Raw genomic sequence first — 22,601 nt, forward strand, 5'->3', positions numbered from 1 at the left:
CCGGATGGCGGCGCAGCCTGATTGCACGGCTGCGTTGCCCTGACGAACAAGAATTCAAGGCAGGTAAGAAATGAGCGCTATCAACGTCTTCCAGCAAAACCCCGGCGCCGAGGCCAAAGCCCAGTCGCCACTGCACCATGCCGACCTGGCCAGCCTGGTAGGCAAAGGCCGCAAGAACGCAGGCGTGACCCTGCGTGAACGCAAGTTCCTCGGTCACCTCACCCTGCGTGGTGATGGCCACAACCCGGAATTCGCCGCCGGCGTGCACAAGGCCCTTGGCCTGGAGCTGCCCGTGGCGCTGACCGTGGTCGCCAACAAGGACATGTCGCTGCAATGGGTCGGCCCCGACGAGTGGTTGCTGATCGTACCCGGCGGTCAGGAGCTGGCAGTCGAGCAAAAGCTGCGCGCGGCCCTTGAAGGCCAGCACATTCAGGTCGTCAATGTCAGTGGCGGGCAAAGCCTGCTGGAACTGCGTGGCCCGAACGTGCGCGACGTGCTGATGAAGTCCACCAGCTATGATGTTCACCCGAACAACTTCCCGGTGGGCAAGGCCGTGGGCACCGTGTTCGCCAAGTCGCAACTGGTGATCCGCCGCACTGCAGAAGACACCTGGGAGCTGGTAATTCGCCGCAGCTTCGCCGATTACTGGTGGCTGTGGCTGCAGGACGCTTCTGCCGAATACGGCCTGAGCATCGAAGCCTAAGGAGCAAGAACATGAGTCGGGCACCGGATACCTGGATTCTCACCGCCGACTGCCCGAGCATGCTCGGCACCGTCGACGTGGTGACGCGTTACCTCTTCGAGCAGCGCTGCTACGTGACGGAGCATCACTCCTTCGATGACCGGCAGTCGGGACGCTTCTTCATTCGCGTCGAGTTCCGTCAGCCGGACGATTTTGACGAGGCGGGCTTCCGGGCCGGCCTCGCAGAGCGCAGCGAAGCGTTCGGCATGGCTTTCGAGCTGACCGCACCCAACCACCGCCCCAAGGTGGTGATCATGGTGTCCAAGGCTGACCATTGCCTGAATGACCTGCTGTATCGCCAGCGCATTGGCCAACTGGGTATGGATGTGGTGGCCGTGGTGTCGAACCATCCTGACCTAGAACCCTTGGCGCATTGGCACAAGATTCCTTATTACCACTTCGCCCTCGACCCCAAGGACAAGCCTGGGCAAGAGCGCAAGGTGCTGCAGGTGATCGAGGAGACCGGTGCTGAGCTGGTTATTCTTGCCCGCTATATGCAGGTACTGTCGCCCGAGCTTTGCCGCCGTCTGGATGGTTGGGCGATCAATATTCACCACTCGCTGTTGCCGGGTTTCAAAGGCGCCAAGCCTTATCACCAGGCCTACAACAAGGGCGTGAAAATGGTCGGTGCCACGGCGCACTACATCAACAACGACCTGGACGAAGGGCCGATCATTGCCCAGGGCGTCGAGGTGGTGGATCACAGTCACTATCCCGAAGACCTGATTGCCAAAGGACGGGATATCGAATGCCTGACATTGGCGCGGGCGGTGGGTTATCACATCGAGCGGCGGGTGTTCCTGAACGCCAACCGGACTGTCGTTCTGTAATAACCGGTACCAGCCTCTTCGCGGCTAAAGCCGCTCCTACAGGTACTGCACAGCCCTCGGGTTGGTGCGGTCCCCGTAGGAGCGGCTTTAGCCGCGAAGAGGCCCGCGCACCGGCCGCCCCTCTGTTTGCCCATATTCCCCAACGACACTCCTGCCGCTAAAAGGCATCTCTCTGTCGCTCCCAGTCAGCGCAGATCTCCCCATCCGGCCCACAATTCCCTCATTCCAGAAACACATGCCGCCCACGGATGGCGGCGCGTTCAACCACCGCTGCATAAATAAAAATCAAGCGAGGTAAGAGCATGTCTGGCAATCGTGGAGTGGTGTATCTCGGCGCTGGCAAGGTCGAAGTACAGAAGATCGACTACCCGAAAATGCAGGACCCGCGCGGCAAGAAAATCGAACACGGCGTCATCCTGAAGGTGGTCTCCACCAACATCTGCGGTTCTGACCAGCACATGGTCCGTGGCCGCACCACTGCCCAGGTCGGCCTGGTCCTGGGCCACGAAATCACCGGTGAAATCGTCGAGAAGGGCCGCGATGTCGAGCGCATGCAGATCGGCGACCTGGTATCGGTCCCGTTCAACGTCGCCTGCGGCCGCTGCCGCTCCTGCAAAGAGATGCACACCGGTGTCTGCCTCACCGTCAACCCGGCCCGCGCCGGCGGTGCCTACGGCTACGTTGACATGGGCGACTGGACCGGTGGCCAGGCCGAATACGTGCTGGTGCCGTACGCCGACTTCAACCTGCTGAAGCTGCCTGAGCGCGATAAGGCCATGGAAAAGATCCGTGACCTGACCTGCCTGTCCGACATCCTGCCCACCGGCTACCACGGTGCCGTGACTGCTGGCGTTGGTCCAGGCAGCACTGTCTATGTTGCTGGTGCCGGCCCGGTCGGCCTGGCCGCCGCTGCCTCGGCGCGCTTGCTGGGCGCCGCCTGCGTAATCGTCGGTGACCTCAACCCGGCCCGACTGGCACACGCCAAGTCGCAGGGCTTCGAAGTGGTCGACCTGTCCAAGGACACCCCGCTGCACGAGCAGATCGTCGACATCCTCGGCGAGCCGGAAGTGGACTGCGCTGTCGACGCCGTCGGCTTCGAGGCCCGTGGTCACGGGCACGAAGGTGCCAAACACGAGGCCCCGGCCACCGTGTTGAACTCGCTGATGCAAGTGACCCGCGTGGCCGGCAACATCGGTATCCCGGGCCTGTATGTAACCGAAGACCCAGGCGCAGTGGATGCCGCTGCCAAGATCGGCGCGCTGAGCATCCGCTTCGGCCTGGGCTGGGCGAAATCGCACAGCTTCCACACCGGCCAGACCCCGACCATGAAGTACAACCGCCAGCTGATGCAGGCGATCATGTGGGACCGCATCAACATTGCTGAAGTGGTGGGTGTGCAGGTGATCAACCTGGATCAGGCGCCGGAAGGGTATGGCGAGTTTGATGCGGGTGTGCCGAAGAAGTTTGTGATTGACCCGCATAAGATGTGGGGCGCGGCGTGATTAGTGCTGAATAAAAATAGCCCCTCGATTCGAGGGGCTTTTTTTACAGCTGTGTTCAACTATCGGGCATTTTGTAAGTTGGTTTGCCCTGATCTCAGTGCCTCGATTTGATTTTCAATTGTATGGTACTTGGTGGTTTCATGGCTGATATCTTGTTCGATTTGTGAGAGTAAGTTCCTCTCGTGATTAGGCTTATTGCCGACACTGATTTGCCTGTTTATTGTCGAGACAAGATTACTTCTTTTTTCTCCTAGAGCGAGTAAGCGATTCTCGCTGCTTGTCAATTTGGTTTGTAGATACATCGCTTGCCTTGCATCATTTGGGGAAGAGTATCCAATACCGAATTGATTGTTGCTGCGCGATTCTGCAAGTCTGGCTCCGGCTGGAGGGGGGGGCAGTGGTCTACCTTCATTCGGACGGCGTCGTGGAGCCGCTGAATAGTTGTTGGAAACTTGGGTGGCGGGCCTGTTGGGAGCAGTAGGACGGTTACGAGAGGGAGTTCTGAACCCCACTGCGTTCCCCAGCCCCTTCAGCGCTCTGATAATCAAGGTTGACGCTTGTCCAGAGGAATCGATTTTGTTGATCGGATCATTCTCGCAGTAAGCGTAGGAGTTTACGCCACCATCGCCAAATGGGCTCTGAAGTAAATCCGGGGCACAAAAACGTCTGAGTGTAGTATTAAATGGACGGTGTCCGTTACCTAAAATGTCCATTTGGCTAAATGGGTCGCGCCATTGCCCATTGAATAGGATTAGTGTCTTGATAGCTTGGGGGGGGAGATATCCATAAGGTGATAGTGACACAGCCTCGTGCAGTATTCCGAGAACTGAATTAGCACGATCAATTGACAGTAGATTTACTTGTTTGGATTGTGCGAGCTGTGCAGCTGGTATTTCTTGCGCCCATAGAATTTGCCGATGTCCCTGAGCTGATATTTCAGATGCTAGGTGCCCATTTTGGTAAAAGTGCATTATATCTGGAGTTGCCGATTTTTCGGGGGGCACCGTTGCGACATCGGCGTGTTCTAAAATCTGAGATACTGGATTGTCGGTCATGGCTTGTTGCCTTCGGAGATGTATCTAGAGTGTTTACTTTGCATGCCCTAATTTGCCAGCACAACTAGCATAATTATCAGGTGGTTGGGCATTTGGAACAAACCCCTAAACCTAGAGTCCAACACACGTTTCCCCGGCCAACCTGGTCCACGAGGTCCCTCCCGATGAAAGCAATCACCCTGGCAACCCTGATGACCCTGGCCGCAAGCCCGGTGTTCGCCTTCAACCTCAGCGACGCCGCCAACGCCGTGTCCGCCATGCAGAACCAGCAACAACAAGGCCAGATACAGGCACCGGAAGCGCAGGCCAATCTGCTCAACACCCTGGGCAGCCAGCTGAACATCACCCCCGAACAGGCGGTAGGCGGAGCAGGAGCCATGCTGGGGCTGGCGCGCAACAACCTTAGCAGCGATGACTACGGGCAACTGACCAAGGCGGTGCCAGGGCTGGACCTGCTGGCCGGTGCAAATGCGCTGGGCGGGTTAAGTGGGTTGAGTGATTTGCTGGGCAAGAACAGCGAAAGCCAGTCGGCCTTGAGCAATGCGCTGGGCAACAACGTGGAAAACCGCAGCGACCTGGACAGTGCGTTCAAGGCGCTGGGCATGGACACCGGGATGATCGGGCAGTTTGCGCCGTTGCTGCTGCAGTACCTGGGGCAACAGGGGATTGCCGGGGCGTTGTTGCAGAATCTGGGGAGTTTGTGGGCCACACCGGCGCCGTTGGCTCAGCCCTCGGTCTGAAGGTCGGGTGAGGATTCTTGCGCAGTCTGCCCGGGCCTCTTCGCAGGGTACCCGCGAAGAGGCCCGGGCAGACACTTAGAAAATATCAGCTCATTTCCTGCCGTAGCTGCTCGATCCGCTGGTCCTTGGCCACCCACACCTGGTTGACCCAGGCCTGCACCGTTTGCCGAAACTCGGGATCATTCTCGTAATCCCCCGCCCACAACGCCGGGTCCAGCTCACGCACCTGAATGTCGATAATCACCCGGCTGATGCTGCCATTGAGCAAGTCCCAAAACCCCGGCGCCTTGTTGCCGGGGTACACGATGGTCACGTCCAACAGGGCATCCAGCTGCTCGCCCAATGCGGCGAGCACAAACGCCACACCGCCCGCCTTGGGCTTGAGCAGGTAGCGATACGGCGACTGCTGCTCCTGGCGCTTGGCTTCGGTAAACCGGGTGCCTTCCAGGTAGTTGACCACGGTCACTGGCTGGCGCTTGAACAGCTCGCAGGCCGCCTTGGTGATTTCCAGGTCCTTGCCCTTGAGCTCCGGGTGCTTTTCCAGAAACGCCTTGCTGTAGCGCTTCATGAACGGGTAATCCAGCCCCCACCAGGCCAGGCCAAGCAACGGCACCCAGATCAGCTCCTTTTTCAGGAAGAACTTGAAGAACGGTGTCCGGCGGTTGAGGCTTTCGATCAGCGCCGGGATGTCGACCCAGGTCTGGTGGTTGCTCACGGCCAGGTACGAGGTGTCCTTGCGCAGGTTTTCCACACCGCGGATGTCCCACTGAGTAGGGATGCACAGGGCGAAGATGGCTTTGTCGATTTCCGACCAGGTTTCGGCCACCCACATCACTGCCCACGAGGCATAGTCACGCCCACGGCCTGGCAGCACCAGCTTGAGCAGGGCGAAGACCAGCAGCGGGCAGATCAACACCACGGTGTTGAGCAGCAGCAGGGTGGTAGTGAGAATGCCGGTCAGCAGGCGACGCATAAAGAGACTCTTGTTGTGGGAGATAAACGGTTGGCAATGATAAGCAGGGCGGTGGCCTACGCCAAATGTCCAATGCCCGACGGCGGGGACAAATGTTTCACATTATGTTGGTTAGGCTCGTGACAGCGAACCTATCTGCCCAGTGCAGTCTAAGCATTGACCCTCTCAAGGAAGCCTGCTTGTGAAATCTCTTTTAGCCATGTTGTCGCTGTTGGCGCTGCCGGTGATGGCCGCCGAACCCACTATCTACGGCCGTTACGAGAATATTGCCCTGCCTGAACTGGGCGAAACCCTGAAAGCCAAGATGGACACTGGCGCCTTCACCGCGTCGCTGTCGGCCAAGGATATCGAGCTGTTCACCCGCGATGGGGACGAGTGGGTGCGCTTCCGCCTGGCGACCAAGGAATCGGACGGCAAGGTGTACGAGCACAAGGTCTCGCGCATCAGCAAGATCAAGGGCCGTGCCGATGAAGAGGACGAAGGGGATGCGCCAGAGATCTCCAAGCGCCCGGTGGTCGACCTGGAGTTGTGCCTGGGGGATGTGAAGCGCACCGTCGAGGTGAATCTGGTGGACCGCAGCAACTTCAACTACCCGCTGCTGGTGGGTTCCAAGGCGCTGCGCGAGTTCAAGGCGGCGGTCAACCCGGCGAAGAAGTTCACTGCTGGCAAGCCAGGCTGCTGATCTGAAGCGTGCGCCATACAATGTAGGAGCGGGCTTGCCCGCGAACACACATAATGGGGTGTCAGGCACCGGCTTCGCCGGTGTTCGCGGGCAAGCCCGCTCCTACACTGAAATGTGCCAACCTTCAAAACCGCAAGGCCGGACGCCATGCCCCATATCCTCATCGTCGAAGACGAAGCCGCCATCGCCGACACCCTGGTCTACGCCCTGCAGGCCGACGGTCACAGCACCGAGTGGGTAACCCTGGGCAGTGCCGCCCTCGAGCAGCAGCGCCAGCGCCCGGCCGACCTGGTCATCCTCGACATCGGCCTGCCCGACATCAGTGGCTTCGAAACCTGTCGCCAGCTGCGTCGGTTCACCGAGGTGCCGGTGATGTTTCTCAGCGCGCGGGACGGTGAAATCGACCGCGTCGTGGGCCTGGAAATCGGTGCCGACGACTACGTGGTAAAACCATTCAGCCCTCGTGAAGTGGCCGCGCGCGTTCGGGCGATCCTCAAACGCATGGCCCCGAGGGCCGAGGTTGTCGGCGAAACCACCTTGTTCCAGCTCGACACCTTGCGCATGCAGATTACCTACCGCAGCCAGCCGCTCACGCTGACCCGGCATGAGTTCCGCTTGCTGCAATGCCTGCTCGAACAACCGCAGCGGGTGTTCAGCCGCGAACAGCTGCTCGACGCTTTGGGCGTGGCCTCCGACGTGGGCTATGAGCGCACCATCGACAGCCATATCAAGAGCCTGCGCGCCAAGCTGCGCCAGGTAGCGGGTGACGCCGAGCCGATCCAGACCCATCGCGGCCTCGGTTACAGCTATAGCCCGGAGCACGCCTGATGCGGTTGGGCATTCGCATCTTTCTGGTGTACTTCCTGTTCGTCGGCTTGGCCGGTTACTTCTTGCTCAATACCGTACGCGAACAGATTCGCCCGGTGGTGCGCCAATCCTCCGAAGAAACCTTGGTAGACACTGCCAACCTGCTGGCAGAAATCCTGCGGGATGACGTCAAGGCCGGCACCCTGAACCAGGGCCGCCTGCCCGAGGTGCTCGAGGCCTACGGCTCGCGCAGCCCGGGCGCACAGATCTGGGGGCTGGCCAAGAACCAGGTCAGCCACCGCATCTACGTCACTGACGCCAAGGGCATCGTGTTGCTGGACTCCAGTGGCGAGGCCCTGGGCAAGGATTACTCGCAGTGGAATGACGTGCTGCTGACCCTGCGTGGCCAGTATGGCGCCCGCTCCACCCGCAGCGACCCCAACGACGAAAGCACCTCGGTGATGCACGTTGGCGCGCCGATCATCGACAACGGCAAGATCATCGGCGTTGTCACCGTCGCCAAGCCCAATAGCTCATTGCAACCCTACATCGACCGCTCCGAGCGGCGCCTGCTCACCCTGGGGCTAGGGCTGATCGGCCTGGGCTTGTTGATCGGCGCGGCTCTGTCGTGGTGGCTTGCGCGCTCGCTGCGCAAGTTGGCAGGTTATGCGCAGGCGGTCAGCGAAGGGGAACGTGCGGAGCTTCCGCATTACAAGGGCGGCGAGCTGGCGAACCTGGCACAGGCAGTGGAACGCATGCGCACACAGCTGGAAGGCAAGGCCTATGTCGAGCGCTACGTGCACACCCTGACTCACGAGCTGAAGAGCCCGCTGGCGGCCATCCGTGGTGCTTCCGAGCTGTTGCAGGGCGAGGACATGCCCGCTGATCAGCGGGCGCGCTTTGCCGGCAATATCGAGCGCGAGAGCGAGCGTTTGCAGCAGATGATCGAGCGGCTGCTCAACCTGGCCAGGGTCGAGCAGATGCAGGCGCTGGAGGACGAGCAGCAGGTGGCGCTGGCGGCGTTGGTCGATGAGTTGCTGCTGGCCCATGCAGCGCGTATCGAAGGCGCCCGTTTGCAGGTACGTCAGCGGGTGCCTGCCACTTTGCGCTTGCTCTGCGATCCGTTTCTGATGCGCCAGGCGTTGGCCAACCTGCTCGACAACGCACTGGACTTCACCCCGGAAGGGGGCACGCTGCTGTTCGACCTGGAGCGCGATGGCGAACGGGTGGCGTTGAGCTTGTTCAACCAGGGGCAAGCGATACCGGCCTACGCCATCGGGCGGGTCAGCGAGCGGTTCTACTCGCTGCCGCGACCCGGGAGCGGGCGCAAGAGCACCGGGCTGGGGCTGAACTTCGTGGCCGAGGTGATGCAGTTGCATGGCGGGGCATTGGCGGTGGACAACGTCGATGGCGGGGTGCGCGTGCGGTTGTGGCTGCCGGTTCGGCGCATCAGCTGAGACAGCCGGGGCTGCACAGCAGCCCCAAATACACTCAAATCACACAGTCTCTCCACAAAGCCTCCACGCAAGGCGCAGACACTGCGCCCACTGCCACAGGAGGCCACATGAACAAGACCCTCGGTTTCAAACTCGGCATGATCGCCATGCTGATGTTGCTGTTGCTCATCCCGCTACTGCTGATCAACGGCCTGATCGACGAACGCCAGGCCATGCGCGACGGCGTGCTGCGCGATATTGCCCAGAGCACCAGCTTCGACCAGCAACTCAGCGGCCCGCTGCTGGTGGTGCCGTACCGCAAGTACCAGCGCCGCTGGATCGAAAAGGACGGTGAGCGTACCCAGGAAACCAGCACCATCGCCGGCCACCTGTACTTCCTGCCGGAAACCTTCGACGCCGACCTGGGTGTGGACACCGAACTGCGCGCCCGCGGCATCTACCAGGCCCGGTTGTTTCACACCAAAGGCCGTATCAGCGGCCGCTTCAAGCTCCCGGCGCATTGGGGCATCGACAAGGACTTTGACGACTACCGCTTCGACACGCCGTTCCTGGTGGTGGGCATCAGTGATATCCGCGGTATCGAAAGTGCTCTGGAGCTGAGCATGGACGAGCAAAAAGTGCCGTTCGAGCCCGGCACCCAGCTCGACTGGATGCGCGGCGGCGTGCACGCCAGCCTGCCGGGGCTGGACGGGCTACAGGCGCGAGCGTTCAGTTATGGCTTTGACCTGGCGCTGCAAGGTACCGGCCAATTGCACGTGGTCCCCGTGGGCCGTACCAGCAGCGTGGACATGCGCGCCAACTGGCCGCACCCGAGCTTCGTCGGCAACTACTTGCCCAACCGCCGCGAAATCGATGCTCAAGGCTTCAGTGCCCATTGGCAAACCTCGTTCTTTGCCACCAACCTTGAGGATGCCATCCGCCAGTGTGCTAACGCCGGGCAGTGTACGGATTTCAGTGAGCGCAGCTTTGGCGTGAGTTTTATAGACCCGGTGGACCAGTACCTGAAAAGCGAGCGGGCAATCAAATACGCGTTGTTGTTCATTGCCCTGACCTTTGCCGGCTTCTTCCTGTTCGAGGTAATGAAGAACCTGAGCGTGCACCCCGTGCAGTACATCCTGGTGGGCGTGGCGCTGGCGTTCTTCTATCTGCTGCTGCTGTCGTTGTCCGAGCACATTGGCTTTGGTCTGGCGTATGGGCTGTCGGCTTCAGCCTGTGTGATGCTGATCGGCTTCTACCTGAGCCATGTGTTGCGCAGCCTGTGGCGAGGGGTGGGTTTTGCAGCGGGTTTGGCGGCGTTGTACGCGCTGCTCTTCGGGCTGCTGAGTGCCGAAGACTATGCGCTGCTGATGGGGTCGCTGTTGTGTTTCGGCTTGCTTGGGGTGTTCATGGTGCTGACCCGGCGGCTGGACTGGGCGCGTGTGGGGAGGGCGGCATGAGGGAGGATAGAGAGATCGGGCGCTGGTTGGCGCTCAGGATCGGGCTGTTGTTTCCTGTGATACCGAGGTGAGGCCTTCGCGGGCACGCCCGCTCCCACAAGCCAACCACAGATAGCGCACACTGTGGAAAACCTTGTAGGAGCGGGTTTACCCGCGAAGGGGCCCTCAGGCCACTGGCGCTGTAGCGACCATCGATGGCCGCTTGACCACCTCGGCATACCACGCCGCCAACCCAGGCTGGCGCTCACGCCAGCCAAACCCGGGCTGACGCAAATCCAGATAGCCCAGCGCACAGGCCACACCAATCGCCGCCAGGTCGAAGCCGGAGATCAGCTCCGGCAAGTGCTCCTGCTCCAGGTTGGCCAGGCTACGGCGGATCTTGTCACCCTGCGCTTGCAGCCAGCCATCCCAGCGCTTGTCTTCTGGCCGCAGGAAGCTCTCATACCGGCTCGACACCGCCGCATCCATGATCGCATCGGCCTGTGATACCAAGGTCATGCGCCGCCAGCGCGCCGAGCCTTCTCGCGGCAGCAGCGGCAGGCCTACGTGCTGCATGTCGAGGTACTCGCAGATTACCCGGCTGTCATGCAGCACGGTGCCGTCTTCCAGGCGCAGGGCCGGGATCTTGCCGATCGGGTTGTCCAGGTTGAGCTGCGGGTCGCCGCTCACCGGGCTGATGTTCACCGGCTGCAGCTGCACACGCTCAAGCTGGCCGGTTTCGTGCAACACCACCATGACCTTGCGCACGAAAGGCGACAATGGCGAGTGGAACAGGGTCATCGTGCTCATGCTTCAGTTACCTTGCAGGCTGGGTGGCAGGCACACGCCGGTGCCGCCGATGCCGCAGTAGCCGTCCGGGTTCTTGGCCAGGTACTGCTGGTGGTAGGCCTCGGCGAAATAGACGGTCGGTGCCTGGTCGATTTCGGTGGTGATCTCGCCGAAGCCGGCCTTGCTCAGCTCGGCCTGGAAGGCGTCGCGGCTGGCCTTGGCCTGTTCCAGCTGTTCCGGGCTGGTGCAGTAGATGGCCGAGCGGTACTGGGTGCCGATGTCGTTGCCTTGGCGCATGCCTTGGGTCGGGTTGTGCAGCTCCCAGAACATTGCCAGCAGTTCGCGGTAGCTGACCTTGTCCTTGTCGAACACCACCAGCACCACTTCGGTGTGGCCGGTCAGGCCCGAGCAGACTTCTTCGTAGGTAGGGTGTGGTGTGAAGCCGCCGGCGTAGCCGACCACGGTGCTGACCACACCTTCACGCTGCCAGAAGCGGCGCTCCGCGCCCCAGAAGCAACCCAGGCCGAAGATGGCGAAGTCGATGGCGCCTTCGAAGAACGGGCCGAGCAGCGGGGTGTCTTTGAAGACGTAGTGGAACTCGGGCAGGCTCATTGGCGTGTCGCGGCCAGGCAGGGCCTGTTCCGCAGTTGGCATGACGTTTTTGTTCACCAGGATTTCCGAACGCAGGACCATGGCCGTTCCTCTGTGTTTATTCAGTGGGGTAGGGGTTTGGGCCTTCGCGGGCATGCCCGCTCCCACAGGTACAGCACAGGTTTCAAAGGTTGTGGTGTTTCTGTGGGAGCGGGCGTGCCCGCGAAAGGGCCCGAATGGCTTCTATAGTGCCCGAGGATTACGCAGCTGTCAGGCCACCGGGCCACGCGGATAGCGCTTCAGCCGCTCGGCCAGCTCGCGCCCGGGAATCGGCCGGTCGAACAGGTAACCTTGGCCCACGTCGCAGCGGTGACGGCGCAGGAACGCCAGCTGCTCCGGCGTCTCGATCCCTTCGGCCACCACCTTCAGCTTCAGGTTGTGGGCCATGGCCACCACCGCCGAGGTGATTTCCATGTCGTCCTGGTTGTCGGGGATTTCGTTGATGAAGCTGCGATCGATCTTGAGGATGTCGATCGGAAACTTCTTCAGGTAGCTCAGCGACGAATAACCGGTGCCGAAGTCGTCCATGGCCAAGGTCAGGCCCAGGGCCTTCAGCTCGTCCAGCTGGCGGTGGGTGTCTTCGCTGGCTTCCAGCAGCAGGCCTTCGGTCAATTCCAGCTCCAGCAGGTGCGGGGGCAGGGCTTCTTCCTTGAGGATGGTGCTGATCGACGCCACCAGGTCCGGGTCGGAGAACTGTTTGGGCGACAGGTTGATGGCTACATGCAAGTTGCCCAGGCCGGCCTTGCGCAGTTGCTGGCTCATGCAGCACGCCTGGCGCACCACCCATTTGCCGATAGGGATGATCAGGCCGGTTTCCTCGGCCACGCTGATGAACTGGTCCGGGCGGATCATGCCGCGTTCGGGGTGGTTCCAGCGCAGCAGCGCTTCCAGGCCCAGCAGGCGACCGCTGCGCAGGCACAGTTTGGGCTGGTAGAACACGTCCAGCTCATTCTGGGTCAGGGCACGGCGCAGGTTGTTCTCGACGAACAGCTTGTAGCTGGCTTCGGCGTTGAGCACTTCGGTAAACACCTGTACCTGGTGTTTACCGTTGGCCTTGGCCTTGTGCAATGCAAGGCCGGCATTCTTCATCAGGCTGGCCGGGTCGACGCCGTGCAACGGTGCACAGGCCAGGCCTACCGAGGCGGTGACGTTGATCAGCTGGTTGTCGACGAACATCGGCTTGTCGAGGGTGCACAGCAACTGCTGGGCGACGCCTTGGCCATCTTCAAGGCTGGTGTGGTCGAGCAGCACGGCGAACTCGTTACTGGCAAAGCGCGCCAGGATGCCACCGCTGTGCAGGCTGTTGCGCAAACGCCTGGCCAGGCTGATCAGCAGCTTGTCGCCGGTCTGGTGGCCTAGGCTGTCGTTGATGCGCTTGAAGTTGTCGATGTCCACCAGCAGCAGGCACATCGAGCTTTCGCCATCGCGGGCGAAGCGCTCGTCCAGGCTGCGGATGAACGCCGGGCGGTTGCCCAGGTTGGTGAGGTTGTCGGTGTAAGCCAGGCGTTCGATGCGTTGCTGGGCCAGCTTGGTCTGGGTGACGTCTTCGTAGATGCCGATGTAGTGGGTCAGCTCACGGTTGTCACCGTACACCTTGGAAATCGACAACTGGCCCCAGTACGGCTCCAGGTTTTTGCGCCGGCTCTTGAACTCGCCCTGCCAACTGTTGCCCATGGCCAGGCTCGACGGCGAGTCGAACAGCAGTTCGCTGAGGTTCTCCAGGGCCGGTAGCTCGCCCAGCTGGCGGCCCTGCACTTCGTCGGTACTGTACTGGGTGATGGCGGTGAAGCTGGGGTTGACGTACTCCACCCGGCCGTCGCGGTTCACCAGCAGAAAGGCGCTGGCGCTCTGCTCGACCGCACGCTGGAACAGGTGCAGGGCGCTGGCCGCGGCCCGTCGTTTGTGGTTTGTGATAACTTGGGCGAACTGGTCGGCCAGCTCGCCGGCAAAGGCAATCTCGTCCGACTGCCAGGCCCGTGGCTGGCCGGTTTGCTCCAGGCACAGCACGCCAATCACCTGGCCATCGACACGGATGCTGGCGTCGAGCATGGCCTTGTTTTCCGGGCGCATGCTTTGCGCCAGGGCGCGGGTGCGCGGGTCGTGGCCGGCGTTGTGAGCGTCGATGGCGCGGCTTGCGTGCAGTGCATCCAGGTAGTCGGGGAAGCGGCTGGCATCGATGGCTTCGGGCTGGCGGTGCTCCTGTGCGTCGCGGTACCAGGCGATGATCGGTTCCAGGCGTTGGTCTTCCAGGTGCCAGATGCTGGCGCTGTCGACCTTGTAGATTTCGCAGGCGCTCTGGGTGATTAGCTGGGCCGCTTCGAGCAGCGAGTTGCCCGCGCTGTAGCGATGGCGGGCAAGGCGCAGGATAAGGTCCTGCTGGCCGCGCACCCGCTCCAGGTGCTCCAGTTGTTCTTGCTGCGTGCGCTGGTTCAGCTGCAGGGCCAGTTGCAGGCGGTTGTTGCGTGACTCCAGGTCGCTGGCGCCGGGTTCGCCGGTCTCTTCCTGCTGGTCGTCGAGCACGCTCAGGTAGCCGCGCAACAGCTGGCGGTTGTGTTGCTTGTAGGCTTCACCCGCTTCCAGCAGGCGCAGCGAGGTGCTCGGCGTGTGCAGGGTGTAGCGCACGCGATAGTAGCCGCGCTGCGCCAGTTGCAACTGGATTTCGTCGTGCAGCCGGTAGCGTGCTTCGGGTTCCATCAGGCTGGCGTAGGGCGCGTCAATCAGGGCACACAACTCGCCGGTTTTCAGGCCGAACTGGCGCTCACAGGCTGGGTCAAGGTAGAGCATGGCCCAGGTGGCTTCGTTGAGCCTTTCGAAACGCAGCATGCCGAGCCGCGAGGGCACGGGTAACTGTGTCACGACCTCGGCCGCCACACGGCTGGCGGCATCGGGTTGGCTTTTCATCGAAGACTCGCTTGAAGAGGGAACGCTGCCTTGTGGCTGCGGCGGATTTGGCAAGGTTGCATCATGTCCCGAGGGCTGGCAAGCGGCCATGCTTGATGCTGTGGACAGGTTATCGGCTGACGTGGCCGATTCTGCAGTTTGGCTGGAGATTTTGGGGCCGCTTTGCGGCCCATCGCGACACAAGGCCGCTCCCACACGGATCGCGCCAGCTTTTAGAAATTGAGCAAGACAGTTGCTCCCACAATGTGGACTGCGATTGCCTGTGGGAGCGGCCTTGTGTCGCGAAAGGAGGGCGAAGCCCTCCCAGCTTTTTCCAGGCAAAAAAAAGCCCCGCCAATCGACGGGGTTGAGGTACGAGCGTGGCAGCTCGAAAAGGGTACTGCCCCTCGCAAGGAGGGGCAGTGTGCTGGCTTACAGCAGCATGGTGCGGATATCGCCCAGCACGTCGCCCAGGCGCTTGGTGAAGCGCGCGGCGGCAGCGCCGTTGATCACACGGTGATCGTAGGACAGCGACAGCGGCAGCATCAGCTTTGGCTGGAAGGCCTTGCCATCCCAGACTGGCTGCATGGTCGCCTTGGAGACGCCCAGGATAGCCACTTCCGGCGCGTTGACGATCGGCGTGAAGCCGGTGCCGCCAATGTGGCCGAGGCTGGAGATGGTGAAGCAAGCGCCTTGCATCTCGTCGGCCGACAGCTTCTTGGTGCGCGCCTTCTCGGCCAGTGCAGCGGCTTCGGCAGCCAGTTGCAGCAGGCTCTTCTGGTCGACGTTCTTGATCACAGGGACCAGCAGGCCGTCCGGGGTGTCCACGGCAAAGCCGATGTGCACGTACTTCTTGCGGATGATGGCCTTGCCGCTTGGCGCCAGCGAGCTGTTGAAGTCCGGCAGTTCCTTGAGCAGGAAGGCGCAGGCCTTGAGCAGCAGAGGCAGCACGGTCAGCTTCACGCCAGCTTTCTCGGCCACGGCCTTCTGCGCAACGCGGAAGGCTTCCAGCTCGGTGATGTCGGCAGAGTCGAACTGGGTCACGTGCGGCACGTTGAGCCAGCTGCGGTGCAGGTTGGCAGCACCGACCTGCATCAGGCGGGTCAGGGCCACTTCTTCCACTTCACCGAACTTGCTGAAGTCCACGGCAGGGATCGGCGGGATGCCAGCACCACCGGTCGCACCGGCGGCTGCCGGCGCTTCCTTGGCCTTCTGCATCATGGCCTTGACGTAGACCTGCACGTCTTCTTTCAGGATGCGACCGTGCGGGCCGGTGGCAGCAACTGCACCCAGCTCGACACCGAATTCACGGGCCAGCTGACGAACAGCAGGGCCTGCGTGAACCTTGGCATTGCTGCCAGCGGCCGGTGCGGTAGCAGCCGGTGCAGGGGCAGCAGCCGGGGCTGCAGCGGCAGGTGCGGCAGCCGGAGCAGCCTCAGCCTTGGCTGGTGCAGGAGCAGCAGCCGGTGCCGGCGCGGCAGCCGGGGCGGCACCCGCCACTTTCAGCTTGAAGATCAGGTCGCCAGTGCCGACTTCGTCTTCCAGCTTGCACAGCACTTCTTCGACCACGCCGGCGGCCGGCGACGGGATTTCCATGGAAGCCTTGTCGGACTCCAGGGTAATCAGCGACTGGTCGGCTTCGACGGTGTCGCCGACTTTGACCAGCACTTCGATGATCTTGGCCTTGCCCGACGAACCGATGTCCGGCACGTGGATGTCCTGCACGCTGGCAGCAGCCGGGGCTGCGGCCGGAGCAGCCGGAGCGGCTTCAGCGGCTGGCGCTGGCGCCGCAGCCGGAGCAGCGGCAGCGGCCGGAGCCTCAGGGGCCGCAGCAGCGGCGCCCTCGGCTTCCAGGACCAGCAGCTCGTCGCCTTCTTTCAGGCGGTCGCCCAGCTTGACCTTCAGTTCCTTGATGACGCCGGCCTTGGGCGCCGGAATTTCCATGGAGGCCTTGTCGGACTCCAGGGTCAGCAGGCTCTGGTCAGCCTCGATACGATCACCGACCTTGACGAACAGCTCGATGATTTCACCTTCACCGCTGCCGATGTCAGGTACGCGAATGAGTTCGCTCACTTAAAAATACTCCTCAGCAGTCCAGTGGGTTGCGCTTGTCCGGGTCGATACCGAACTTGACGATAGCGTCTGCAACAACCTTGGGTTCGATCTCGCCACGGTCAGCCAGGGCTTCCAGGGCAGCCAGCACCACGAAGTGGCGGTCGACTTCGAAGAAGTGACGCAGCTTCTTGCGGCTGTCGCTGCGACCGTAACCGTCGGTACCCAGGACTTTGAACTCTTTGCTCGGTACCCACTGGCGAATCTGCTCGGCGAACAGCTTCATGTAGTCGGTAGAGGCGATAACCGGGCCTTTGCGACCGTTCAGGCACTGCTCGACGTAGGTCTGCTGTGGCTTCTGGCCAGGCTTCAGGCGGTTGGCGCGTTCCACGGCCAGGCCGTCGCGGCGCAGTTCGTTGAAGCTGGTGACGCTCCACACGTCGGCACCGACGTTGAACTCTTCACGCAGGATCTTCGCGGCTTCGCGGACTTCGCGCAGGATGGTGCCGGAGCCCATCAGCTGTACGTGGTGTGCGGCTTCGCGGGTGTCCTCTTCCAGCAGGTACATGCCCTTGATGATGCCTTCCTCGACACCGGCCGGCATGGCTGGCTGCTGGTAGGATTCGTTCATCACGGTGATGTAGTAGAAGATGTCCTGTTGCTCTTCGGTCATCTTCTTCATGCCGTCCTGGATGATCACCGCCAGCTCGTAGCCGTAGGTCGGATCGTAGGTGCGGCAGTTCGGGATGGTGCCCGCCATCATGTGGCTGTGACCGTCTTCGTGCTGCAGGCCTTCACCGTTGAGGGTGGTACGGCCGGCGGTACCGCCGATCAGGAAACCACGGGTGCGGCTGTCGCCAGCGGCCCAGGCCAGGTCGCCAATACGCTGGAAACCGAACATCGAGTAGAAGATGTAGAACGGCAGCATCGGCTGGTTGTGGCAGCTGTACGAGGTACCGGCAGCGATGAACGACGACATGGCGCCGGCTTCGTTGATGCCTTCCTCGAGGATCTGGCCCTTCTTGTCTTCGCGGTAGAACATCACCTGGTCTTTATCGACTGGCTCGTAGAGCTGGCCGACCGACGAGTAGATGCCCAACTGGCGGAACATGCCTTCCATACCGAAGGTACGGGCTTCGTCCGGGATGATCGGGACGATGCGCTGGCCAATGTCCTTGTCCTTGACCAGCTGCGCCAGAATACGCACGAAGGCCATGGTGGTGGAGATTTCGCGGTCGCCCGAGCCGTCCAGGATCGCTTTTAGCGTTTCCAGTGGCGGGGTCGGCACGCTGAAGCTCTTGGCACGGCGCTGCGGTACGAAGCCACCCAGGGCTGCGCGGCGCTCGGCCAGGTACTTGGCTTCGGCAGAACCTTCTTCCGGCTTGAAGAACGGCAGGTTCTCCAGGTCGGCATCCTTGACCGGGATGTCGAAGCGGTCACGGAAGTGACGCAGGCTGTCGACGTCGACCTTCTTGGTGTTGTGCGCGGTGTTCTTGGCTTCGCCAGCACCGGTGCCGTAACCCTTGATGGTCTTGGCCAGGATGACGGTCGGCTGCTCTTTGTGGTTCACAGCCTGGTGATACGCCGCGTAGACCTTGTACGGGTCGTGACCGCCACGGTTGAGCTTCCAGATCTCTTCGTCGGACAGGTCTTCGACCATGGCCTTGAGTTCCGGGGTGTTGAAGAAGTGCTCGCGAACATACGCGCCGTCTTTGGCTTTGTAGTTCTGGTATTCGCCGTCGATGACTTCGTCCATGCGGCGCTGCAGGGCACCGTTGGTGTCCTTGGCCAGCAGTGGGTCCCAGAAACGGCCCCAGACGACTTTGTTGACGTTCCAGCCACCGCCACGGAACACGCCTTCGAGTTCCTGGATGATCTTGCCGTTGCCGCGAACCGGGCCGTCGAGGCGCTGCAGGTTGCAGTTGATGACGAAGATCAGGTTGTCCAGCTTCTCGCGGCCGGCCAGGGCGATTGCACCCAGGGATTCCGGCTCGTCGCACTCACCGTCGCCCATGAAGCACCAGACCTTCTGCTTGCCGGCCGGGATGAAGCCACGGGCTTCCAGGTACTTCATGAAGCGTGCCTGGTAGATCGCCTGGATCGGGCCCAGACCCATCGAAACGGTCGGGAACTGCCAGAAGTCAGGCATCAACCATGGGTGCGGGTACGAAGACAGGCCGTTGCCGTCCACTTCCTGACGGAAGTTGTTCATCTGGTCTTCGCTGATACGGCCTTCCATGAAGGCACGGGCGTAGACGCCAGGCGAAGCGTGGCCCTGGAAGAAGACCAGGTCGCCGCCGTGTTCTTCGGTAGGGGCCTGGAAGAAGTAGTTGAAGCCGATGTCGTACAGGGTGGCACTGGAGGCGAAGCTAGAGATGTGTCCGCCCAGGTCCGAGTCTTTCAGGTTGGTACGCATGACCATGGCCAGCGCGTTCCAACGCACCATCGAGCGAATGCGGCGTTCCATGAACAGGTCGCCAGGCATGCGTGCTTCGTGGGTGACAGGGATGGTGTTGCGGTATGGCGTGGTGATCGCATACGGCAGCTGGGAGCCACTACGGGTGGCCAGCTCGCCCATACGGGTCATCAGGTAATGAGCGCGGTCTTCGCCTTCTTTGTCGAGGACCGACTCCAGGGCATCCAGCCATTCCTGGGTTTCGATTGGATCGAGGTCTTGCATGGCTTGCTCCAGGGCGGAAAGGCAACCAGAATCGATTGCCTGAGATTGCGACTGGCCTTATGGGCAGACGTCGTGAATTCTTGGATTACCGGGGTGTCTTCCGGCGCGTTGTAGTTTTACTACATTTGCTTTCGCATTTCATGCTTTTACACGACACGAGTAGTAGTAAAACTACATTTGTGCGACGTTTGGTCGCACCTTGGCTTGTGAGGAAAAACGTTCATGTTGGTTGGCATTGTGTCGCGAACGGGTGGTTCTTGATGTTTGTTGCCAAGTTTTCGTTTTTTTCAGCTATTTCCAACTTTTGTACGACAGTCCAACCGTGGTCCGGCTTCCCCTTGGCCGCTTTTTCCCCTCTATTTCACGCCGATCAAGGATAGACCATGCGCCTACCTTTGCCCTCCGATCTGCCTGCCACCTTGCAGCCGCTGGTCACTCGCAACCAGCAGTTCATCAGCGATGCCGTGGCCGGCCACCCCGAACTCGACCTGCAGGCCTGGAGCCCGCTGCACCGGCAGCAGTTCGACCAGGTGGCTGCTGCCAGTGAATTCGTGCTCAGTTTGGCCCAGCGCGAGCCCGCCATGCTGTTCGCCCTGCTGGCCAGTGGCGAGCTGGAGCGGCGATACGCCCCGGGTGAGCTGCGCGGGCAAATCGCCGCAACAGCCCAGGCGGCACAGAGCGAGGACGAGCTGGCGCGCAATCTGCGCCGCGCGCGCAACCGCCAGCAGTTGCGCATTATCTGGCGCGACATTACCCGTCAGGCGGAACTTGGCGAAACCTGCCGCGACCTGTCGGACCTTGCCGATGCGGCCATCGACGAAGCCTACCAATGGCTGTACCCGCGCCATTGCCAGCAATTCGGGACGCCCATCGGCAACCGCAGCGGCCAGCCGCAGCACATGGTGGTGCTGGGCATGGGCAAGCTGGGAGCGGTAGAGCTTAACCTGTCGTCGGACATCGACCTGATCTTCGGTTTCCCCGAGGGCGGTGAAACCGAAGGGGTGAAGCGCTCGCTGGATAACCAGGAGTTCTTCACGCGCCTGGGCCAAAGGCTGATCAAGGCGCTGGACCCGGTTACCGTCGACGGCTTTGTATTCCGCGTTGACATGCGCCTGCGTCCCTATGGTTCGGCGGGTGCCCTGGTGCTCAGCTTCAATGCACTGGAGCAGTACTACCAGGACCAGGGCCGTGACTGGGAACGCTACGCGATGATCAAGGCGCGGGTGGTGGCCGGCGACCAGGCGGCCGGCGCGCAGCTGCAGGAGATGCTGCGCCCGTTCGTGTACCGCCGCTACCTGGACTTTTCCGCAATCGAAGCGCTGCGCACCATGAAGCAGCTGATCCAGCAGGAAGTGCGGCGCAAGGGCATGGCCGAGAACATCAAGCTGGGTGCCGGTGGTATTCGCGAAGTGGAGTTCATTGCCCAGGCTTTCCAGCTGATCCACGGCGGGCGTGACCTCAGCCTGCAGCAGCGGCCGTTGCTCAAGGTGCTGGCCACCCTGGAAGGCCAAGGCTACCTGCCGCCAGCAGTGGTGGCCGAGTTGCGCGAGGGCTATGAGTTCCTGCGGTACACCGAGCACGCCATCCAGGCCATTGCCGACCGCCAGACGCAAATGTTGCCGGAAGGTGAGACTGATCAGGCACGCGTGGCCTATGTGCTCGGTTTTGCCGACTGGCAGAGCTTCCACGACCAGTTGATGTACTGGCGTGGTCGTATCGACTGGCATTTCCGCCAGGTCATTGCCGACCCGGATGATGAAGACGGCGAAGGCGAACTGGTGGTGGGTGGTGAGTGGTCGCCGTTGTGGGAGCAGGCGCAGGATGAAGAAGCCGCTGGCCGGCAATTGCAAGAGGCTGGCTTCAAGCAACCCGCCGAAGCCTTGAGGCGCCTTGCCGGGCTGCGTTCCAGCCCGCAGTTGCGCTCGATGCAGCGCATCGGCCGTGAGCGACTTGACGCATTCATCCCACGGCTGCTTGCCCAGGCGGTGGAGCATGACAACCCTGACTTGGTGCTTGAGCGGGTGCTGCCATTGGTCGAGGCTGTGGCAAGGCGTTCTGCCTACCTGGTACTGCTGACCGAAAACCCCGGTGCCTTGCGCCGTTTGCTGACGCTGTGCGCCGCCAGCCCGTGGATTGCCGAGCAGATTGCCCTTTACCCGCTGCTGCTCGACGAACTGCTCAATGAGGGCCGCTTGTTCAGCCCGCCCTTGGCGCCAGAACTGGCCAGCGAGCTGCGCGAGCGCCTGACGCGCATCCCCGAGGATGACCTGGAGCAGCAGATGGAGGCGCTGCGCCATTTCAAGCTGGCCCACAGCCTGCGCGTGGCCGCCTCGGAAATCAGCGGCAACTTGCCGTTGATGAAAGTCAGCGACTACCTGACCTGGCTGGCTGAAGCCATCCTCGACCAGGTGCTGGCCTTGGCCTGGCGCCAGACCGTGGCCCGCCACGGCCAACCCAAGCGCAGCGACGGCAGCCTGTGCGACCCGGGTTTCATCATCATCGGTTACGGCAAGATGGGCGGCCTGGAGCTAGGCCACGGTTCGGACCTGGACCTGGTCTTCATCCATGACGGCGATCCGCAGGCGGAAACCGACGGTGCGAAGCCTATCGACAGCGCGCAGTTCTTCACGCGTCTGGGGCAGCGCATCATCCACCTGCTGACCACCCAGACCAACTCGGGCCAACTGTACGACGTGGATATGCGCCTGCGCCCGTCCGGCGCCTCGGGCCTGCTGGTCAGCTCGCTGGGTGCCTTCGAGCGCTACCAGCAGCACGAAGCCTGGACCTGGGAACACCAGGCGCTGGTACGGGCCCGTGTGCTGGTGGGTTGCAAGCAGGTGGGTACGGCATTCGAAGGTGTGCGTGCCAAGGTACTGGGCCAGGCCCGCGACCTGGAAAAACTACGCGGCGAGGTGAGTGAAATGCGCGCCAAGATGCGTGACAACCTCGGTACCAAGGCTACGGCTGCCGGTACCGCGGCGAACGCCTTCGACGCCGGCGTACCCTTCGATATCAAGCAGGATGCCGGCGGTATCGTCGATATCGAATTTATGGTGCAATACGCCGCTTTGGCCTGGTCCCATGACCATCCGGCCATACTTCGATGGACCGATAACATCCGCATTCTGGAAGAGCTGGAGCAGGCGAACCTGATGCCGGCCAGTGACGCGGTGCTGTTGCGTGAAGTGTACAAGGCGTTCCGCTCGGCCTCCCACCGCCAGGCCCTGCAGAAGCAGGCCGGGGTGATCGATGCGGCACAGTTTGCCGATGAACGCCGTGAAGTGCGGCGGATCTGGGGTGAACTGGGGCTGACTTGAGATTGTTGGGGCCGCTGTGCGGCCCTTTC

General features: G+C 61.8%; 16 protein-coding genes. 9 read left to right on the forward strand and 7 right to left on the reverse strand.

What is annotated here, in order from left to right:
* Nucleotides 1-70: 70 nt before the first annotated feature.
* The 3 genes from ACZ889_RS05530 to fdhA all read left to right on the forward strand — a co-directional run bounded on the left by ACZ889_RS05530 (nucleotide 71) and on the right by fdhA (nucleotide 3,074).
* Entirely contained in the window at nucleotides 71-703 is a 633-nt protein-coding gene (locus tag ACZ889_RS05530; protein WP_014589391.1) for a sarcosine oxidase subunit gamma, read from the forward strand.
* A gap of 11 nt (nucleotides 704-714) precedes the next feature.
* A complete protein-coding gene (gene purU / locus ACZ889_RS05535; RefSeq protein ID WP_003255675.1) occupies nucleotides 715-1,572 on the forward strand; it encodes a formyltetrahydrofolate deformylase in 858 nt (285 codons plus the stop codon).
* Between the two features lie 302 nt (nucleotides 1,573-1,874).
* Nucleotides 1,875-3,074 (forward strand): formaldehyde dehydrogenase, glutathione-independent, encoded by a 1,200-nt coding sequence (gene fdhA, locus ACZ889_RS05540; RefSeq protein WP_003255673.1) that lies wholly within the window; start codon nucleotides 1,875-1,877, stop codon nucleotides 3,072-3,074.
* A gap of 59 nt (nucleotides 3,075-3,133) precedes the next feature.
* On the opposite strand, the gene ACZ889_RS05545 is transcribed toward fdhA, so the two are convergent.
* A complete protein-coding gene (locus ACZ889_RS05545) occupies nucleotides 3,134-4,129 on the reverse strand; it encodes an RHS repeat-associated core domain-containing protein (RefSeq protein ID WP_180688970.1) in 996 nt (331 codons plus the stop codon).
* Nucleotides 4,130-4,293: 164 nt separating this feature from the next.
* Here ACZ889_RS05545 and ACZ889_RS05550 point away from each other — a divergent pair, with 164 nt between their 5' ends.
* Entirely contained in the window at nucleotides 4,294-4,869 is a 576-nt protein-coding gene (locus ACZ889_RS05550; RefSeq protein ID WP_180688969.1) for a DUF2780 domain-containing protein, read from the forward strand.
* An 85-nt stretch (nucleotides 4,870-4,954) separates the two neighbouring features.
* Here ACZ889_RS05550 and ACZ889_RS05555 read toward each other — a convergent pair whose 3' ends face one another.
* A complete protein-coding gene (locus tag ACZ889_RS05555; protein ID WP_180688968.1) occupies nucleotides 4,955-5,842 on the reverse strand; it encodes an acyltransferase in 888 nt (295 codons plus the stop codon).
* A 181-nt stretch (nucleotides 5,843-6,023) separates the two neighbouring features.
* Between ACZ889_RS05555 and rloA2 the strand changes: the two genes are divergently transcribed.
* The 4 genes from rloA2 to creD all read left to right on the forward strand — a co-directional run bounded on the left by rloA2 (nucleotide 6,024) and on the right by creD (nucleotide 10,224).
* Entirely contained in the window at nucleotides 6,024-6,524 is a 501-nt protein-coding gene (gene rloA2 / locus ACZ889_RS05560; RefSeq protein ID WP_014860930.1) for a retropepsin-like aspartic peptidase RloA2, read from the forward strand.
* 147 nt (nucleotides 6,525-6,671) lie between these two features.
* On the forward strand, nucleotides 6,672-7,352 hold the full coding sequence (creB, locus tag ACZ889_RS05565) for a two-component system response regulator CreB (protein ID WP_108078224.1): 681 nt from the start codon (nucleotides 6,672-6,674) through the stop codon (nucleotides 7,350-7,352).
* Complete coding sequence (creC, locus tag ACZ889_RS05570; RefSeq protein WP_003255662.1) at nucleotides 7,352-8,788, forward strand: two-component system sensor histidine kinase CreC; 1,437 nt, start codon at nucleotides 7,352-7,354, stop codon at nucleotides 8,786-8,788. The genes creB and creC overlap by 1 nt, the downstream gene beginning before the upstream one ends.
* Before the next feature lie 107 nt (nucleotides 8,789-8,895).
* On the forward strand, nucleotides 8,896-10,224 hold the full coding sequence (gene creD, locus ACZ889_RS05575) for a cell envelope integrity protein CreD (protein ID WP_476257227.1): 1,329 nt from the start codon (nucleotides 8,896-8,898) through the stop codon (nucleotides 10,222-10,224).
* Between the two features lie 165 nt (nucleotides 10,225-10,389).
* Here creD and ACZ889_RS05580 read toward each other — a convergent pair whose 3' ends face one another.
* From ACZ889_RS05580 to aceE, 5 genes are all read right to left on the reverse strand, one after another.
* Nucleotides 10,390-11,013, reverse strand: coding sequence for a glutathione S-transferase (locus tag ACZ889_RS05580; protein WP_019437095.1), 624 nt, complete (start codon nucleotides 11,011-11,013; stop codon nucleotides 10,390-10,392).
* 3 nt (nucleotides 11,014-11,016) lie between these two features.
* Entirely contained in the window at nucleotides 11,017-11,685 is a 669-nt protein-coding gene (gene msrA / locus ACZ889_RS05585; protein WP_010951691.1) for a peptide-methionine (S)-S-oxide reductase MsrA, read from the reverse strand.
* A gap of 168 nt (nucleotides 11,686-11,853) precedes the next feature.
* Nucleotides 11,854-14,544: a putative bifunctional diguanylate cyclase/phosphodiesterase gene (locus ACZ889_RS05590; protein ID WP_017148050.1), complete on the reverse strand. Its 2,691-nt coding sequence runs from the start codon at nucleotides 14,542-14,544 to the stop codon at nucleotides 11,854-11,856.
* Nucleotides 14,545-14,955: 411 nt separating this feature from the next.
* The gene (gene aceF / locus ACZ889_RS05595; protein ID WP_003255652.1) at nucleotides 14,956-16,596 is read right to left on the reverse strand and encodes a dihydrolipoyllysine-residue acetyltransferase; all 1,641 of its coding nucleotides are present in this window, start codon (nucleotides 16,594-16,596) and stop codon (nucleotides 14,956-14,958) included.
* A gap of 13 nt (nucleotides 16,597-16,609) precedes the next feature.
* A complete protein-coding gene (gene aceE, locus ACZ889_RS05600; RefSeq protein WP_003255651.1) occupies nucleotides 16,610-19,255 on the reverse strand; it encodes a pyruvate dehydrogenase (acetyl-transferring), homodimeric type in 2,646 nt (881 codons plus the stop codon).
* Nucleotides 19,256-19,638: 383 nt separating this feature from the next.
* Here aceE and glnE point away from each other — a divergent pair, with 383 nt between their 5' ends.
* On the forward strand, nucleotides 19,639-22,572 hold the full coding sequence (gene glnE, locus ACZ889_RS05605; protein ID WP_173879283.1) for a bifunctional [glutamate--ammonia ligase]-adenylyl-L-tyrosine phosphorylase/[glutamate--ammonia-ligase] adenylyltransferase: 2,934 nt from the start codon (nucleotides 19,639-19,641) through the stop codon (nucleotides 22,570-22,572).
* Nucleotides 22,573-22,601 lie beyond the last annotated feature (29 nt).

The sequence above is a fragment of the Pseudomonas sp. TE3895 genome, assembly GCF_056278855.1.